Origin of the sequence: Methylobacterium sp. Leaf88, from assembly GCF_001422795.1 — a bacterium.
GTDB lineage: Bacteria > Pseudomonadota > Alphaproteobacteria > Rhizobiales > Beijerinckiaceae > Methylobacterium.
Genome location: NZ_LMMK01000007.1, coordinates 244,297 through 259,825 on the forward strand (window position 1 = coordinate 244,297; position 15,529 = coordinate 259,825).

The window sequence follows — 15,529 nt, forward strand, 5'->3', positions numbered from 1 at the left end:
GGCCGGTTCAAATCGCGACCGCCAAGGTTACCGCTCAAGTTCGTGCGGGACGCGACCTCATCTCTCCAACCAGGGCCGAGCGCGCATGAAGGACATTCTCGAGAAGCTGGAAGAGCGGCGCGCCCAGGCCCGCCTCGGCGGCGGCGAGAACCGCGTCGTGGCCCAGCACAAGCGCGGCAAGCTGACCGCGCGCGAGCGCATCGAGCTCCTCCTCGACCACGGGTCGTTCGAGGAGTTCGACATGTTCGTCCAGCATCGCTCCACCGATTTCGGCATGGAGAAGCAGAAGATCCCCGGCGACGGCGTGGTCACGGGCTGGGGCACCATCAACGGCCGCACGGTCTTCCTGTTCTCGAAGGACTTCACGGTGTTCGGCGGCTCCCTGTCCGAGGCGCACGCGGCCAAGATCGTCAAGGTCCAGGACATGGCGCTGAAGATGCGCGCGCCGATCATCGGCATCTTCGATGCCGGTGGGGCCCGCATCCAGGAAGGCGTCGCGGCGCTGGGCGGCTACGGCGAGGTCTTCCGCCGCAACGTCGCCGCCTCGGGCGTCATCCCGCAGATCTCGGTGATCATGGGCCCCTGCGCGGGCGGCGACGTCTACTCGCCGGCCATGACCGACTTCATCTTCATGGTGCGCGACACGAGCTACATGTTCGTGACCGGGCCCGACGTGGTGAAGACGGTCACCAACGAAGTCGTGACGGCCGAGGAGCTCGGCGGCGCCAAGGTCCACACCACCAAGTCCTCCATCGCCGACGGCTCCTTCGAGAACGACGTCGAGGCGCTCCTGCAGGTCCGCCGCCTCGTCGACTTCCTGCCCGCCAACAACATCGACGGCGTGCCGGAGATCGAGAGCTTCGACGATCCGCTGCGCCTCGACATGAGCCTCGACACGCTGATCCCGGACAACCCGAACAAGCCCTACGACATGGGCGAGCTGATCCGGCGCGTGGCCGACGAGGGCGACTTCTTCGAGATCCAGGCGACCTACGCCCGCAACATCATGACGGGCTTCGGACGCATCGAGGGCCGCACCGTCGGCTTCGTGGCGAACCAGCCGATGGTGCTGGCCGGCGTGCTCGATTCGGACGCCTCCCGCAAGGCGGCCCGCTTCGTGCGCTTCTGCGATGCCTTCTCGATCCCGATCGTCACCTTCGTCGACGTGCCGGGCTTCCTGCCGGGCACCGCGCAGGAATACGGCGGCCTGATCAAGCATGGCGCCAAGCTGCTCTTCGCCTATTCGCAGGCGACGGTGCCCCTGGTGACCATCATCACCCGCAAGGCCTTCGGCGGGGCCTACGACGTGATGGCGTCCAAGCACGTCGGCGCCGACCTCAACTACGCCTGGCCCACCGCGCAGATCGCCGTGATGGGCGCCAAGGGCGCCGTGGAGATCATCTTCCGCAGCGAGATCGGCGATGCCGAGAAGATCGCCGAGCGCACCCGCGAGTACGAGGACCGCTTCCTCTCGCCGTTCGTGGCCGCCGAGCGCGGCTACATCGACGAGGTGATCATGCCCCACTCGACGCGCAAGCGCGTCGCCCGGGCCCTCAGCATGCTGCGCACCAAGGAGATGGAGCAGCCCTGGAAGAAGCACGACAACATCCCGCTCTGAGGGCGGGGACCACCGGCCCGGCGCCTCGCCGGGCCGGCGTCGCGCAACATTCCGGTGGCCTATTCCCGGAAGGCTGCCATGATCCCCCAACCACAATCGGAAGGAGACAGGTCATGGCGGCGGAACAGAAGCGCGGAAGTCGCGAGGCGAAGAAGCCCAAGAAGCCCGTGACGAAGACGATCGCGGCGGCGCCCTCGACCAAGGGCACGGTGGTCGCGGCACCGAAGGCCGGCAAGAAGTAGGCCCGCAGGGCACCGGTGCGGGCCCGAGCCCGCGCCGGGGTGCCCTCGAGGCGCGTCAGCCCTGGATGAGCCCGGGTCCCTGAACGGTCTTGCCCGCCGGATCGGACGCGCTTCCGAGATTCAACAGGACGATCTCCGGGGGGACCCCCAGGCGCACCGGAATGCGGCTCACGCCGAACCCCCCCGAGATGATCATCTGGCGGCCTTTCCGGACCACATGGCCGTAGGCGAAATCGTTGTTGCCGTGGATCGCCGCAATGGCCGGCGAATAGCCGAAGAGGCGAACCTGACCGCCATGGGTGTGGCCCGCGAGGGTCAGGGACACGCGGTCCGGCACGTCGAGGAACAGGTCCGGCTCGTGGATCATCAGAAGGACGGGCGCGGAGTCGGTGATCTTCGCGAGCGTGCCCGGCAGGTCGTCGCGCCCGCCCTCGTCATCTTCCAAGAGGAACGGAATCTGGTCGCCGACGCCCGCGATCCAGAACGGCTTGCCGTCCTTCACGAGACGCAGAACGTCGTTCTCCATGACGGGAATCCCGACATTCTCCAGCGCCCGCTGCGCTTCCACGGGCCCGTCGCGGCGCGCCTGCGCCTGCTTGTCGTCCCACCAATCGTGGTTGCCGAGGATCGAGTAGACCCCGAGCGGGGCGCGGAGCGCCGACACCACCCGGGCGAATTCCGGCAGCGGGATCTTTCGGTAGGTGACGCTCGGTCCGGCCGGGTAGTCCCCCAGCATCAGGATGAGATCGGGCTTCAGCGCGTTCGTGGTGTCGACGATCTCGGCGATCCGGTCGAGGGGCATGAACGGCTCGCCGACATGGAAGTCGGCCAGCACGGCCACGCGCAGCGACAGGCCGGGTGTCCAGTTCGGAAGGACGGGGGCGTAAGGCGTGACCACGAGACGGTAGAGCGGCTCGATGCCGAAGGCGTAGACACCCGTCGACCCGACGACACCCGCACTCGCCCCGAGCCCGGTCAGGAACTGCCGGCGGCTCGGCAGGATCAGCATGGTCAGGCTCCTCGGTCGCGCGAAGGACGCGGCGCGTCCCTCTCGCCACAAAAGATGACGAAAGCGAGGAGCGTGCCGCGCTCAGCGTGACCGTTAGGCCCGAGGCGTTGAGGAAGGACTACCGCAGGGGTGGACTCGCGCCCCTCGACGCAACCCACCGTCGAGACGTCAGGACAGTGGCGTGTCCTCGTGCTCGAAGCGCGCGGAGCGGGTGCCGCTCAGGAGCCCCGTCCGAGCCGACTTCTGCGCCTTGGACACGGCCTGTACGGCCGCTGCCAGGGCCGGAAGTGCGACGGGCCGGAACGTCTCAGCCTGATGATCGACGATGATGGTGGAGCGGTCGGAACGTCGAGCGGTGCCTGAAGTCTGTGGGCGCGGGTGCATGTAACGGGTGTCCTGTTGTGCTCGACAGGCTCTGTCAGGTTCTCGTGCCTAATCTTGAGCCATGAACGTCTCGCGGGCACCGTTTGGTTTCACCCGGACGCCGATCGAGCGACGTGACAATCATAGAGCCGCCGCCAACCTGAATGAAAGCTTAAGGCTCTCACGATCCCTTGACCAAAGCCCAAATCGACCGCGCGTCCCATCTCGAGAACACTTAAGCAGGGCCGCGCTTGCAGCGCAAAAGACATCATGCACTGCGAAGAATACCTTCGCGGTGCAATCTTGCTGGTCAAGCCACGGGACGCGGAGCGGCTTCGAGCTTCTGCTCCGCGATCCAGGCCGAAGTCCGGTCGAGGGCTCGCGTCAGGCGGTCGAACAGGGTGTCGATCTCGGAGGGCGCGATCACCAGGGGCGGGCAAACCGCGACGCGGTCCCCGGCGAGGAACCGTACGATCAGCCCTTCGGCCTGGGCGAAGGCGACCACCCGCGCCGCCACGCCGGCCTTCGGCTCGTATTGCCGGCGGGACGCCTTGTCCGCCACGAGCTCGATGCCGCCGATGAGCCCGATGCCGCGTGCCTCCCCGACGAGGGGGTGATCGCCCAGCGCCGCCAGGCGCGCCTGGAACTGCGGCGCCTTCTCGGCGACCCCCTCGACGATGCGGTCGCGCTTGTAGATCGCGATGGTCTTGAGGGCGACGGCGCAGGCGACGGGGTGCCCCGAATAGGTGGTGCCGTGTCCGAAGGTCCCGAGCTTTGCGCTCTGCTGCACCATCAGACGGTAGAGCGGCTCATCGACGGAGATGCCGCCGAGCGGCAGGTAGCCGGAGGTGAGCGCCTTGGCGAAGGACAGGCTGTCGGGCCGCATCCCCATCGCCTCGGATCCGAACCAGGTCCCGAGCCGCCCGAAACCGCAGATCACCTCGTCGGCGATGAAGCGTACGTCGTGCCGGTCGAGCACGGCCTGGATCTTGGCGTAATAGCCCACGGGCGGGAGGATGGCCCCGCCGGCGCCGAGCACCGGCTCGGCCACGAAGGCTGCGACGGTCTCGGGGCCCTCGCGGAGGATCACCGCCTCCAGCTCGGCGGCGAGGCGGGTGGTGAAGGCCTCTTCGCTCTCCCCCTCCTGCCCGAAGCGATAATGGTGCGGGCAGCCCACATGCAGGAAACCCGGCAGCGGCAGGTCCCAGTCGGCGTGGTTGGCGGGCAGGCCCGTCATCGAGGCCGTGGCCACCGTGACCCCGTGGTAGCCCTTGATGTGCGAGAGGATCTTCTTCTTGCGGGGTCGGCCCAGCGCATTGTTCATGTACCAGGTCAGCTTGACCTGCGTGTCGTTGGCTTCCGAACCCGACGAGGTGAAGAAGATCTTCGAGGTCGGAACCGGCATGAGCTCCTTCAAGGTCTCGGCCAATTCGATCGCCGGGTCGTGGCTCCGCCCCGAAAAGAGGTGCGTGAAGGGCAAGCGCGCCATCTGCTCGCTGGCCGCCTCCACCAATTCCTCGTTGGAATAGCCCAGCGCCGTGCACCACAGGCCGGCCATGCCCTCGAGATAGGGTCGGCCGTCGCTGTCGTAGACCCACACGCCGTGGCCGCGCTCGATGACGAGCGGCCCCGTCTCGCGAAAGGTCTCCAGGTTGGTGTAGGGATGGATCAGGGTTTCGACGTCGCGGGTCGCGAGGTTCGAGAGCATAGTTTTGCCTGACGGTTGGCCGATGGCCGACATGGGTGCGAGACTGTAACGAGGGGCGCCCGCCGTAGAAACCCGCGCGACGTCGCAACCGGACCCGAACCCATGCTCGACCCCGCCACCATTGTGGCTCAACCCGCCCCCGGCCGCGCCTGCGGAACCTGCACCCTCTGCTGCAAGGTCTACGACGTCCCGGCGGTGGAGTCCGTTGCCGGGCAATGGTGCCGGCACACCCGGCAGGGGCGGGGCTGCGCCATTCATGCGACCCGGCCCGATCATTGCCGCGCCTTTCACTGCCTCTGGATGACCGAAGGCTGGATGGGCCCGGAATGGAAGCCCGAGCGCGCCAAGATGGTGCTGAGCCTCGATCCGATCTCGCGCCACATGAACGTGCAGGTCGATCCGGGCCAGCCGAATGCCTGGCGGCGCGAGCCCTATTACGGCCAGCTCAAACGCTGGGCGGTGTCGTCCCTGGCCCAGAAGCGCCACGTCCTCGTCCATCTCAACAGGACCACCACCGTGGTGCTGCCCGACCGCGACGTGGCCCTCGGCGTCTTCGAGCCCGGCGACCGCATGGTGGCGCGCGAGCGTATGACCCCGCAGGGGGTCGTGATCGAGGTCGAGAAGGTCCGCGATGCGGCCTGAGATTCTCGGGACCACGATCCGCGGGATCCTGTTCGACAAGGACGGGACCCTCGTCGATTTCGACCGGACCTGGGGGCCGGCCGCCTATTCGGTGATGTCCGACCTGTCGGGCGGCGACCGGTCCCGGCTGGATGCGCTCATGCGGGTGAGCCACTACGACGAGGTCGGCCAGCGCTTCGCGCCGACCTCGCCGCTCATCGCCGGCTCCTCGGCCGGCTACGGCCCCCTCTGGGCCGAGGTCCTGGACCGGCCCGCCGGCCCGGCGCTTTATGGCGAGATGGACGCGTTGTTCCGCGCGGCCGGCCTCGCGGCGCTGACGCCGATCGGGGCACCGTCGGACCTCGCCGCATGCCTCGTGGCCGGCGGCTTCACCCTCGGGATCGCCACCAACGACGCCGAGGCTTCGGCGCGGGCCCAATGCGCCGCCCTCGGCCTCGCATCGCACTGCGCCTTCGTGGTGGGCTATGATTCCGGTCACGGCGCCAAGCCGATGCCCGGAATGGTCACGGCCTTCGCCGACCATCTCGGGGTGCCGTCGAAGCGGATCGCCATGGTGGGGGATTCCCCCTACGACCTCGTCGCGGCCCGCGCGGCCGGGGCGATCGCGATCGCGGTGCTCAGCGGCCCGCTGGGTGCCGCCGCCCGGGACGAGCTGGAGCCCCTGGCCGACTACATCCTCGACTCGGCTGCGGATTTGCCGGCGCTGCTCGGGCTCTAGCCCGCTTCGCCGGTGACCGGCTGCTCACGGGCCAGATCGCGCCACTTCAGCACGAGGCGCTCGAAATCCGCGATGTCCTGGGCCGGCAACTGCCCCAGGGTGCGGGCGACGTACGCCTTCTGCGCGACGATGCCGCGCGTGGCGAGGTCCGCTCCGGCGGGGGTGAGATAGAGGGCGTGCGAGCGCCGGTCGCCCGGGATCGGACGACGCTCGACGAGGCCAGCTTCGACGAGACGATCGATCAGCCCGGAGACGTTGCCCTTGGTCACGTAGAGCCGCGCCGCGAGGTCCTGCTGCGTCATGCCCTCGCGCTCGGTGAGGGTGGAGAGGGCATCGAATTGTGGGATGGACAATCCCAATCCGCGCAATTCCCCGGCCATCGCGGCGGTCACCCGACGGTTGAGGCGGATGAAGCGAAACCAGACCCGCAGAGGATCGGCAGCCTCGGCGGGTGTCGGAGCGGGTGGGGGCGCGGGCATCGTCGGGCGGCTATAGCAGACACGGCGCCACTCCCGGAAGCTTCGCGACACACAGCCCGGGTGGCGCCGGGGAGCGCGGACCGGTAAAGCTCCAGGCATACGGCCCCGCGGATCGTCCGGACAGCGAATCTCGTCACAGCATGCGTCGTCTGCCCTACGAAGATCCCATCACCCGCGCCGGCCCGGTCTCGCGGACCGTTGCGGTGCTGGCCCTCCTCGTCAGCCTCTTCGCCCTGGTCCTGGTGCGCGATCCGCGCGCCGAGGCGGGCCCCGCCCTGGCGACCCTCGGCGCCGGTCTCGTTCTGGCGGGGGTCGCGGTGTTCCTGGCCCTCGTCGCCTTCGTCCGGGTCTGGCGCGAAGGCGCGCGGGGCCTCGGGGCGGCCCTGGCGGGCCTGTTCCTGGCCGGCCTCGTCCTCGCCTATCCGGCCTACGCGGCCCTGCGCGCGCTGAGGCTGCCGGCGCTCGCGGACGTGACCACCGACACCGACAATCCCCCGGCCTTCTCGCGCTCCCGCACCGCCTTCGCTGCCCGCGAGGGTCGCTATCCGCCCGATCCAGGCCCCGCCGCCCGCGCCGCGCAACGCGCGGCCTATCCGCAGATCGCGCCGCTGACCCTCGACCTCGATGCCGACGAGGCCTTCGAGCTCGCACGCAAGGCGGCCGTGAACCGCCGTTGGCAGATCGTCGAGGCGATCCGCCCCGGCGGACGTGTCGGGAACGGCCGCATCGAGGCGGTGTCGCGCGGTCCCATCCTCAACCTCGCCGATGACGTCACCGTTCGGGTCCACCCGCGGGCGGACGGGGCCCGCATCGACGTCCGCTCCGCCTCGCGCCTCGGCACGCGGGACTTCGGCAGCAACGCCGACCGCATCCGCGCCTATCTCGACGAAGTCGCCAATCTCGCCATCGCGGTGAAGTGAGGGTGCGTCAGGCCGGTGCGTAGCGGCTGTCGAGCCGGGCAGGGCCGTCGCTCCGCACGACGCCGCGCTCGACCAGATCCTCGAGGTGGGCGAAGACCGACAGGGCGGCCGCGCCGCGCAGGGCGGGGTTCAGGCCCTGGTAGATCGCCGCGACGATGGCGCGGATGTCCCGGTCGCCCGCCTCCAGGCGCCCGCGGATCGCGCTCTCACGCTGACGGCGATGGGTGGCGAGACCGCGCACGAAGCGGCGCGGGTCGCGGACCGGTCCGCCATGGCCGGGCCAGTAGATCGTCTCGTCACGGTCCCGCAGAGCCTCGAGGGACTCCATGTAGGCGCGCATCGCGCCATCGGGGGGCGCCACGATGGTGGTCGACCACGCCATCACGTGGTCGCCCGAGAACAGGGCCGTCTCCTCCCGCAGGGCGAAGGCGAGGTGGTTCATGGTGTGGCCCGGGGTCTCCACGGCCTCGAGGGTCCAGCCTGGCCCCGCGACGGTGTCGCCCATCCGCAATTGCCGGTCGGGGACGTGGTCCCGGTCGGCGCTGGCATCGAGATGGGGGATCTCGCCCGCGCCGAGCGTGCGCGCCGCCCGGTGCGGACCGCAGCCGAGGATCGGCGCGCCCGTATGCGCCTGGAGCAGCCGGGCGCCCGGCGAGTGATCCCGGTGGGTATGGGTGACCAGGATGGCCGTCACGGGGGCCCCGGCGCAGGCCGCGACGAGCGCCGCGATGTGCCCCTCGTCCGCCGGGCCTGGATCGACGATCGCGACGGCCTCGTCGCCGACGAGGTAGCTGCAGGTGCCGGTCGCCGTGAACGGTCCGCCGTTCGGTGCGATCCGCCGCCGGACCAGGGCGGAGAGCCGGACCGTCTCGCCGCTGGGAGGCGGCGATCCGTCGAGGTCGGGATCGGACTGCGTCTCGCTCATAGCGGCTCCTGAGCGGGTGGGATCGAACCGGCCCCTCCGCCGCCATCGGCCGAGGGACGACGCGCGGCACGCGACCGGCCGCCGATTCAATAGACGAAGGGCGATGCCATCACGACCCGGGTCGGCGCCCGGACCGCACCGAAGCGCGGCTCGACGTCGATCGGCACCGGCACCGGCTCGAAGCCGTCGGACGCGGCGACCCGGACGCGGAGCGCCCGATCGGCTCTGCGGACACCCTGGCGGAGGGCTCGGGCATCGGCCTCGCGGCGGACCACATCGACCTTGGCATCGATGTCGCGCCGCGCGCGGCGCGACAGGCCGCGCGCCTCGCGGAAGTCGACGACGGTGAAGCCGCCGGCGCGGGCCGGTACGACGACGGCCGCGCTCGCCTCGGTGGCGACGACGTCGCCGGCGCGCACGGTCATGTCCTGGAGAATCGAGAGCGGCGCGGCCACGCCCTGCTCGGGCTGACAGCTGCACTGCTCCACCCGTTTCGTCCGATAGAGGTTGGCCACGGCGAGGCTGCGGTAGGGCTGTCCGTCGAGACCGACGGCGCGGTCGAATTCGGTCTCCCCCGCCCCCAGGGTGAAGAGACGCGTCGGCGTGTTCGGGCAGGCCGCCGCGCAGGCGGCCTCGTGAACCGGCAGGTCGGACCGGGCCCCGAGGCGTCCGAGGGGGAAGACGTAGCCGTCGCAGGATCGCACGCAGACGGTGCGGGACCCCAATACGGTGCGCGCGGCGGCCGGCACAGCCACCACCTGGTTTCTCGCGGCCGGACCTCGGGGATGCCGGATCCGGATCGGTCGGGCCGCGGTCGCCTCGACGAGGGGGCGCGGCGTTTGGCGCATCGGCCGCACGGCGCTCACCCGCCGGGCGTCGGGAAGCGAGACGTAATGCCCGGGCCGGCGCGCGGGAATCGATGCCGCCGGCGGGGGGGCCGGCTCACGGAACAGCGTCTCGAGGAAATTGAAGAGGCCCCCCCGCTCCGAGGCCCTGACCATGGTCGTCCCCGCCGTGACCCCACCGAGACCCAGAAGAAGGCCGGCCAGTGCCGTCCCTATCATCTGCTGTCGCGTACCGGCCGGTGCGAGACGCTGCCACTTCATACCCGCCGGCTCCGCTTCCGTCGCTGAGATCGTTTTGGCCGCCTCTCACGGGGCACGGCTTCATCAGGTACACATCATCGCGGACCCGGCGCAACGGCGGCAAACAACCGAGACGGGCGCGCGTGACGACGGAGCGGCGGCATCCTGGCTGGTTTCGACGGCCGGCAGGGCGGTGCAGTTTCAACGACGCACAGCCATGCCGTCGAAACATATTGCTCGATGTTCCTCAGTCGCGTGATCGATGGCGTCGTGCCCGATCGCCCTGTTGGCAATGAAACCACGGTGAAGGACCGACCGCCGATCGCAATCCCGGTGTCGCGGAAAGGCTACGGCCATGCGGTCTTTCATCGAAACTTCGACATCGGCTCACGGCAATCGGACGGAACCGGCGACATCCGGGTCGCGCGGACGACCAGAACGAGCAATTCGCCCAAACAGCTAAGACTGCTCTTCCCTCGAAGCTAACCTTTGATGGAAACCCGGACTACAGATTTCTCCGGATCATCACGGGGATTTTATCTAGGGTTTCATTCGGGTTTAAGGCTTTCCGGCTTCACTCGGTGTGCACCGGGGAGGGTGCCGGCAGCAGTTCCCATGCTGTCGTCGAAACACCCCACAGGGGATGTCGAGCGCTCCGGATCGTCGAGTCGACAGCACAGTTCCCTCGAGGAATCGCGCCGCGCTTCCTCACCGGTGGTCGGGCCCGTCCCACGGGCACCCCGGAGGGCGCAGAGGTGTCCGCACGGCAGTGGAACGCATCGCAGCCGAGGATTGCCCATGACGTTCTTCAACACCCGCACCGCGGCAAAGCTCGAGGCGCTCGACCGGTCCCAAGCCGTGATCGAGTTCCTTCCCGACGGCACGATCGTGGCCGCCAACGAGAATTTCCTGAAGACCGTGGGCTATGAACTCGCGGAGATCAAAGGCCGGCACCATCGCATGTTCGTCGACGCGGCGGATCAGGATCGTCCGGCCTACGAGGCCTTCTGGGCCGCTTTGGCCCGAGGAGAGTTCCAGCGTGCCGAGTACAGGCGGATCGGCAAGGGTGGCCGCGAGATCTGGCTGCAGGGAACCTACAATCCCATCCGGGGACGGGACGGCCGCGTGACCAGCGTGGTCAAATTTGCCACCGACATCACGGAGGAGAAACAGCGGAGTGCCGATACGCGGAGCCAGATCGAAGCGATCGGCCGGTCGCAGGGCGTGATCGAGTTTGACCTCGACGGCACGATCGTGAATGCCAATCGAAATTTCCTCGATGTGGTGGGATACAGCCTCGAGGAGGTGAGGGGCCAGCATCACCGCCTGTTCGTCGACGGCCCCGAACGGGACAGTGCCGCCTATCGTGTCCTCTGGGAGGGATTGGCCAGGGGCGTCTTCCAGAGCGGCGAGTTTCGGCGCATCGGCAAGGATGGCCGCGCGATCTGGCTGCAAGCCACCTACAATCCGATCCTCGACTTGGCCGGGCGCCCGGTCAAAGTGGTCAAGTTCGCCACCGACGTCACGGCCGAGAAGCTGCGGACTGCAGAGCTGCAGGGCCAGGTGGAAGCGATCGGCCGCTCGCAGGGCGTGATCCATTTCGATCTCGCCGGACACGTTCTGGATGCGAATGCGAATTTCCTCGCCGTTCTGGGATACGATCTCGCTCAGATCCGGGGCCAGAACCACCGCATGTTCGTCGACCCAACCTATGGAGCCTCGGCCGAGTACAATGCGTTCTGGTCCGCCCTGCGCCGGGGCGAGTTCCGCAGCGGCATCTTCCAACGCGTCGGCGCAGGCGGCCGCACGATCTGGATCCAGGCCTCCTACAACCCGATCCTCGACATGAGCGGCCGGCCGTTCAAGGTGGTCAAGTACGCCACCGATATCACGGCGCGGATGCGCTCGCAGATCGAGGCCGCCGGCGCCTCGTCGCAGACCCTCGTGAATGTCCAAGCGGTGGCCTCGGCCGCCGAGGAATTGAACGCCTCCATCGGCGAGATCGCCAGCAGCCTTGCCCGGTCCCGCCAGGAGGTGGACGAGATGGACGAGCGCGCGCAGAGAGCCGACCGGTCGACCGGCCAGCTCGCTGACGCCGCCGCGTCGATGAACGGTATCGTTCAGTTGATCCAGGGCGTCGGCGGGCAGATCAATCTGTTGGCCCTCAACGCCACGATCGAGGCCGCCCGCGCTGGCGAGGCGGGGCGCGGCTTTGCCGTGGTGGCGGGCGAGGTGAAGAACCTCTCCAACCAGGTCACGAACGCCACGGCACGGATCGCCGAGGATATCAAGACGATGCAGACGGTCTCTGGCGACGTCGTCGTCTCCTTGACGGCCATCGGACAGGCGATCGACGTGGTTCGCGGCTTCGTCACGGGCGTGGCCTCTGCGGTGGAGGAGCAGAGCGCGGTCACGCAGGAAATCTCGATGAGCATGCAGACGGCGGCTCACGGCGTGGCCGATATCGATCGCAACCTGCAAGCTCTGGCATCCTGACGGCCTGCGGGTCCGGGAGGAGCAACCATCGCGTCGGGTCCGACTTAGCCGTTTGCTCTTTTTATAGCTCCTGCTATAAAGCGGTGGGCTGCTTCCAGGCGCCCGGCGGTCCTCTTCCCGGAAACACGCGTGGGCATGGCTCGACACGAACCTCTGACGGCTCCGATGCCTGTCTCGGCACCGGAGGGTACCCTGGCGAACGGAACGCGCACGGAAGGATCCTGGCGCTTCAGCCGGGAGACTCTTGACCACCCGAGCCTCGGACGCATGAACGGCAGCGTTCCCGTTCAGGCGACAGGCACCTGGTTGCGGCGACTGCTGGCCTTCATCGGCCCCGGCTACATGGTCTCGGTCGGCTACATGGATCCCGGCAACTGGGCGACGGACATCGCCGGCGGTGCCCAGTTCGGCTACACGCTGCTCTCGGTCATCCTGCTGTCCAACCTCATGGCCATCGTCCTCCAGGCGCTCGCCGCTCGGCTCGGGATCGCGACGGGTCGCGACCTCGCCCAGGCCTGCCGGGATCATTACCCGCGCCCCATCAGCCTGATGTTGTGGCTCGCCTGCGAAGCGGCGATCATCGCCTGCGACCTCGCCGAGGTCATCGGGACGGCCATCGCCCTCAAGCTCCTGTTCGGCTTGCCCCTCGTCGTTGGCGCAACCCTCACGGCGCTCGACGTTTTCCTGATCCTGCTCCTGATGCGGCGGGGCTTTCGCGCGCTCGAGGCCTTCGTCATCGCTCTGTTGGCCGTGATCTTCGTGAGCTTCGGGATCCAGATCGCACTCGCGGCACCACCGCTCCAAGCGGTGCTCGGCGGCTTCCTGCCCACATCCGAGATCGTCCGGAATCCGGCGGCGCTCTACATCGCCATCGGCATCATCGGCGCCACCGTGATGCCGCACAATCTCTACCTGCATTCCTCCATCGTGCAGACGCGGGCTTATCCTCGGACGGACGACGGCCGACGTGAGGCCATCCGCTTCGCGGTGGCCGACTCGACGATCGCGTTGATGCTGGCCCTGTTCGTGAATGCCGCCATCCTGATCATGGCCGCCTCGGTGTTCCACGCCCAGGGACGCACCGACATCCAGGAGATCGAGCAGGCCTACGAACTGCTCTCACCGCTCCTCGGAGCCGGCATCGCCTCGACGCTGTTCGCGGTGGCGTTGCTGGCCTCAGGCCTCAATTCCACCGTCACGGCGACGCTGGCGGGACAAATCGTGATGGAAGGATTCCTGCGCCTGCACATCCCGGACTGGGCCCGACGCTTGGTCACCCGCGGGATCGCCATCGTGCCGGTCGTCGGTGTCACGGCACTCTATGGGGAACAGGGTACGGCGAAGCTGCTCGTGCTGAGTCAGGTGGTGCTGTCGATGCAGCTCCCCTTCGCGATCATCCCCCTGGTCGGATTTGTCTCCGACAGAGGGAAGATGGGGGTTCACACGATCAAACCCTGGCTCAAGGTCGTATCCTGGGCCATCGCGGCCCTGATCGTCGTCCTGAACGGCAAGCTGCTGTTCGATACCGTGATGGGCGCCTGAAAAGACGCCCTTCAGGCAGGCCTCAGCGGCGACGGTCGGCGCGGACACGCACCGGGATCGGCTGAGGCGCCGGCATCGGCCCTTCGAGGATCGCACCGATCAGCGAGCGACTGGCCTCGGCGACGGTTTTGATCAGACGTCGCGCGATGGAGGCGACAGTCGATTGTCTCATGACGGGCTCCTGACCGACGGGCTGAGGACGAACGTCGCATCCCGGGCCGGGTTCCGGTTGCGATGAGACACAGATAGCAACATCAGTGTCGCTTGCTCAGGGGTCGAGGGCAATCGGCCGCATCGGTGCGAAACGCGCAAAAAAACACCGGCGCGATGACGCCGGTGCCCAGACCCGATGCAGGCGGAGGATGGTGGAGTCGTAGGGTCCCGGGGACCCTACGGCTTGCCGCGCTTCGCCATGAGCTGCTCGATCAGCGAACCGCCCTTTTCGATGGCAGCGAGTTCCTCCGCGACCGCGTCCACGGTCTCGCGGATCTGTTCCGGCGTATGCTCCGAGGTGATGAAGAAGCGCAGGCGCGACGCTCGTTCCGGCACGGCCGGGTGGATGATCGGCTGAACGTTGATGCCGCGCTTGAAGAGGCGGTCCGACAGCGTCACCGACTTCAGGGAGTCGCCGACGATGACGGGGATCACCGCGAGGCCGAGGCTGGTCCCGGTGTCGAGCCCATGCTTCTTCGCGCAGGACAGGAACAGGTGGCCGTTCTGCCGCAGACGCTCCACCCGGTGCGGTTCGGCATGCATGATCTCGAGCGCCGTTTCGGCCGCGGCCGCGAGAGGCGGCGAGATGCCGACGCTATAGATGAAGCCGCCAGCCGTACACTTGAGGTACTCGATCAACGCCGCCGGTCCGGCCACGTAACCGCCGCAGGTGGACAGGGTCTTCGAGAGGGTGCCCATCCAGATATCGACCCCGTGGGGATCGACGTCACAATGTTCGGCCAGACCGATGCCGGTCCGCCCGAGGACGCCGAGCCCGTGCGCGTCATCGACCATCAGCCAGGCGTCGTAGCGCTGCTTCAGGGCGATGAGTGCCGCGAGGTCCGGCGCATCGCCGTCCATGCTGTAGAGGCCTTCCACCACGATCAGCGCCCGGCGATGCTCGTGGCGCGTGGCGCCGAGCAACGTCTCCAGGGCGTCGAGGTCGTTGTGGGAGAACGAGCGGCGCTGAGCGCCGGAGAGCTGAGCACCGGTGACGATGCTGTTGTGGCTGAGGGCGTCGTGGAAGATCACGTCGCCCGGCTCCAGCAGGGCGCCGATCGTGGTGACGTTGGTGGCGTGGCCGCTCACCATCACCACGCAGGCCTCGGTGTCGTAGTGGTCGGCCAGGGCCTTCTCCAGGGAGAGGTGTCCCGGTCGCTCACCGGCCACGATCCGGCTGGCCGACGCCGACGTGCCGTAGGTTTCGATCGCACGGGCCGCCGCGGCGTTGACGTCGGGATGCCCGTTCAGACCGAGGTAGTCGTAGGACGAGAAGTTGACGAACGACTTGCCGGCAATGCGCGTCGTGGCGCCGGCCTTGGTCTCGTGCACCCGGAAGAACGGATTGCCGAGGCCGATCAGATCGGCCGCCGAGCGCTGGAGGCGCAACTCCCGGTATCCCGGCAGGGACTCGAAGTTCTGTACGGACGCATCGCCCGCCGGGCGCTGCGCCGGACGGGCGGGAGCCGTCCGGTTGGCGTTTCGCCCGAGGCGGTTCGTGACGAAGCCCGCCAGGGCCGCGCGTCCGCCGTCCGGTCTCGCGGAATTGCTCATGCGGCATGCCTCAAG

The 15,529-nt window shown here is 68.3% G+C and carries 15 protein-coding genes; 7 read left to right on the plus strand and 8 right to left on the minus strand.

Annotation, left to right across the window (positions count from 1 at the left end):
• Positions 1-85: 85 nt before the first annotated feature.
• Positions 86-1,618, plus strand: a complete 1,533-nt coding sequence (locus tag ASF20_RS05425; RefSeq protein WP_056221169.1) for an acyl-CoA carboxylase subunit beta — start codon at positions 86-88, stop codon at positions 1,616-1,618.
• 113 nt (positions 1,619-1,731) lie between these two features.
• Positions 1,732-1,860, plus strand: a complete 129-nt coding sequence (locus tag ASF20_RS25245) for a hypothetical protein (RefSeq protein ID WP_274534750.1) — start codon at positions 1,732-1,734, stop codon at positions 1,858-1,860.
• A 55-nt stretch (positions 1,861-1,915) separates the two neighbouring features.
• Here the strand turns inward: ASF20_RS25245 and ASF20_RS05430 are convergent, their stop codons facing one another.
• From ASF20_RS05430 to ASF20_RS05440, 3 genes are all read right to left on the minus strand, one after another.
• Positions 1,916-2,869 carry a metallophosphoesterase gene (locus ASF20_RS05430; protein ID WP_056271741.1) on the minus strand — a complete coding sequence of 318 codons (954 nt, stop codon included), beginning with the start codon at positions 2,867-2,869 and terminating at the stop codon, positions 1,916-1,918.
• A gap of 168 nt (positions 2,870-3,037) precedes the next feature.
• Positions 3,038-3,253, minus strand: coding sequence for a hypothetical protein (locus ASF20_RS05435; RefSeq protein ID WP_056271744.1), 216 nt, complete (start codon positions 3,251-3,253; stop codon positions 3,038-3,040).
• Between the two features lie 289 nt (positions 3,254-3,542).
• On the minus strand, positions 3,543-4,940 hold the full coding sequence (locus ASF20_RS05440; RefSeq protein ID WP_056271748.1) for an aminotransferase: 1,398 nt from the start codon (positions 4,938-4,940) through the stop codon (positions 3,543-3,545).
• Positions 4,941-5,042: 102 nt separating this feature from the next.
• On the opposite strand from ASF20_RS05440, the gene ASF20_RS05445 reads away from it, so the two are divergent.
• Positions 5,043-5,582 (plus strand): hypothetical protein, encoded by a 540-nt coding sequence (locus tag ASF20_RS05445; protein ID WP_056221180.1) that lies wholly within the window; start codon positions 5,043-5,045, stop codon positions 5,580-5,582.
• Entirely contained in the window at positions 5,572-6,300 is a 729-nt protein-coding gene (locus tag ASF20_RS05450) for an HAD-IA family hydrolase (protein WP_056271751.1), read from the plus strand. The genes ASF20_RS05445 and ASF20_RS05450 overlap by 11 nt, the downstream gene beginning before the upstream one ends.
• Here the strand turns inward: ASF20_RS05450 and ASF20_RS05455 are convergent.
• The gene (locus ASF20_RS05455; protein ID WP_056221185.1) at positions 6,297-6,779 is read right to left on the minus strand and encodes a MarR family transcriptional regulator; all 483 of its coding nucleotides are present in this window, start codon (positions 6,777-6,779) and stop codon (positions 6,297-6,299) included. The two genes, ASF20_RS05450 and ASF20_RS05455, sit on opposite strands and share 4 nt — an antisense overlap.
• Before the next feature lie 140 nt (positions 6,780-6,919).
• Here ASF20_RS05455 and ASF20_RS05460 point away from each other — a divergent pair, with 140 nt between their 5' ends.
• The gene (locus ASF20_RS05460) at positions 6,920-7,699 is read left to right on the plus strand and encodes a DUF1499 domain-containing protein (RefSeq protein ID WP_056221188.1); all 780 of its coding nucleotides are present in this window, start codon (positions 6,920-6,922) and stop codon (positions 7,697-7,699) included.
• A 7-nt stretch (positions 7,700-7,706) separates the two neighbouring features.
• Here ASF20_RS05460 and ASF20_RS05465 read toward each other — a convergent pair whose 3' ends face one another.
• Together ASF20_RS05465 and ASF20_RS05470 are read right to left on the minus strand one after the other, a co-directional pair.
• Entirely contained in the window at positions 7,707-8,624 is a 918-nt protein-coding gene (locus ASF20_RS05465; protein ID WP_056221191.1) for an MBL fold metallo-hydrolase, read from the minus strand.
• An 86-nt stretch (positions 8,625-8,710) separates the two neighbouring features.
• On the minus strand, positions 8,711-9,379 hold the full coding sequence (locus tag ASF20_RS05470) for a DUF2865 domain-containing protein (protein WP_162242610.1): 669 nt from the start codon (positions 9,377-9,379) through the stop codon (positions 8,711-8,713).
• Positions 9,380-10,507: 1,128 nt separating this feature from the next.
• Between ASF20_RS05470 and ASF20_RS05475 the strand changes: the two genes are divergently transcribed.
• Together ASF20_RS05475 and ASF20_RS05480 are read left to right on the plus strand one after the other, a co-directional pair.
• Positions 10,508-12,205: a PAS domain-containing methyl-accepting chemotaxis protein gene (locus tag ASF20_RS05475; RefSeq protein WP_056271757.1), complete on the plus strand. Its 1,698-nt coding sequence runs from the start codon at positions 10,508-10,510 to the stop codon at positions 12,203-12,205.
• A gap of 165 nt (positions 12,206-12,370) precedes the next feature.
• Complete coding sequence (locus tag ASF20_RS05480; protein ID WP_082501185.1) at positions 12,371-13,747, plus strand: Nramp family divalent metal transporter; 1,377 nt, start codon at positions 12,371-12,373, stop codon at positions 13,745-13,747.
• Between the two features lie 22 nt (positions 13,748-13,769).
• On the opposite strand, the gene ASF20_RS23870 is transcribed toward ASF20_RS05480, so the two are convergent.
• Together ASF20_RS23870 and ASF20_RS05485 are read right to left on the minus strand one after the other, a co-directional pair.
• Positions 13,770-13,919 carry a hypothetical protein gene (locus ASF20_RS23870; protein WP_156389572.1) on the minus strand — a complete coding sequence of 50 codons (150 nt, stop codon included), beginning with the start codon at positions 13,917-13,919 and terminating at the stop codon, positions 13,770-13,772.
• Between the two features lie 218 nt (positions 13,920-14,137).
• A complete protein-coding gene (locus tag ASF20_RS05485) occupies positions 14,138-15,514 on the minus strand; it encodes an aminotransferase class I/II-fold pyridoxal phosphate-dependent enzyme (RefSeq protein WP_056221203.1) in 1,377 nt (458 codons plus the stop codon).
• Positions 15,515-15,529 lie beyond the last annotated feature (15 nt).

Bases quoted from the DNA above. Each gene is read 5' to 3' on its own strand.
- ASF20_RS05440 (WP_056271748.1), bottom strand. From the start codon at position 4,940: ATGCTCTCGAACCTCGCGACCCGCGACGTCGAAACCCTGATCCATCCC.
- ASF20_RS23870 (WP_156389572.1), bottom strand. From the start codon at position 13,919: ATGAGACAATCGACTGTCGCCTCCATCGCGCGACGTCTGATCAAAACC.
- ASF20_RS05465 (WP_056221191.1), bottom strand. From the start codon at position 8,624: ATGAGCGAGACGCAGTCCGATCCCGACCTCGACGGATCGCCGCCTCCC.
- ASF20_RS05425 (WP_056221169.1), top strand. From the start codon at position 86: ATGAAGGACATTCTCGAGAAGCTGGAAGAGCGGCGCGCCCAGGCCCGC.
- ASF20_RS25245 (WP_274534750.1), top strand. From the start codon at position 1,732: ATGGCGGCGGAACAGAAGCGCGGAAGTCGCGAGGCGAAGAAGCCCAAG.
- ASF20_RS05450 (WP_056271751.1), top strand. From the start codon at position 5,572: ATGCGGCCTGAGATTCTCGGGACCACGATCCGCGGGATCCTGTTCGAC.
- ASF20_RS05435 (WP_056271744.1), bottom strand. From the start codon at position 3,253: ATGCACCCGCGCCCACAGACTTCAGGCACCGCTCGACGTTCCGACCGC.
- ASF20_RS05460 (WP_056221188.1), top strand. From the start codon at position 6,920: ATGCGTCGTCTGCCCTACGAAGATCCCATCACCCGCGCCGGCCCGGTC.
- ASF20_RS05485 (WP_056221203.1), bottom strand. From the start codon at position 15,514: ATGAGCAATTCCGCGAGACCGGACGGCGGACGCGCGGCCCTGGCGGGC.
- ASF20_RS05475 (WP_056271757.1), top strand. From the start codon at position 10,508: ATGACGTTCTTCAACACCCGCACCGCGGCAAAGCTCGAGGCGCTCGAC.
- ASF20_RS05480 (WP_082501185.1), top strand. From the start codon at position 12,371: ATGCCTGTCTCGGCACCGGAGGGTACCCTGGCGAACGGAACGCGCACG.
- ASF20_RS05455 (WP_056221185.1), bottom strand. From the start codon at position 6,779: ATGCCCGCGCCCCCACCCGCTCCGACACCCGCCGAGGCTGCCGATCCT.
- ASF20_RS05445 (WP_056221180.1), top strand. From the start codon at position 5,043: ATGCTCGACCCCGCCACCATTGTGGCTCAACCCGCCCCCGGCCGCGCC.
- ASF20_RS05430 (WP_056271741.1), bottom strand. From the start codon at position 2,869: ATGCTGATCCTGCCGAGCCGCCGGCAGTTCCTGACCGGGCTCGGGGCG.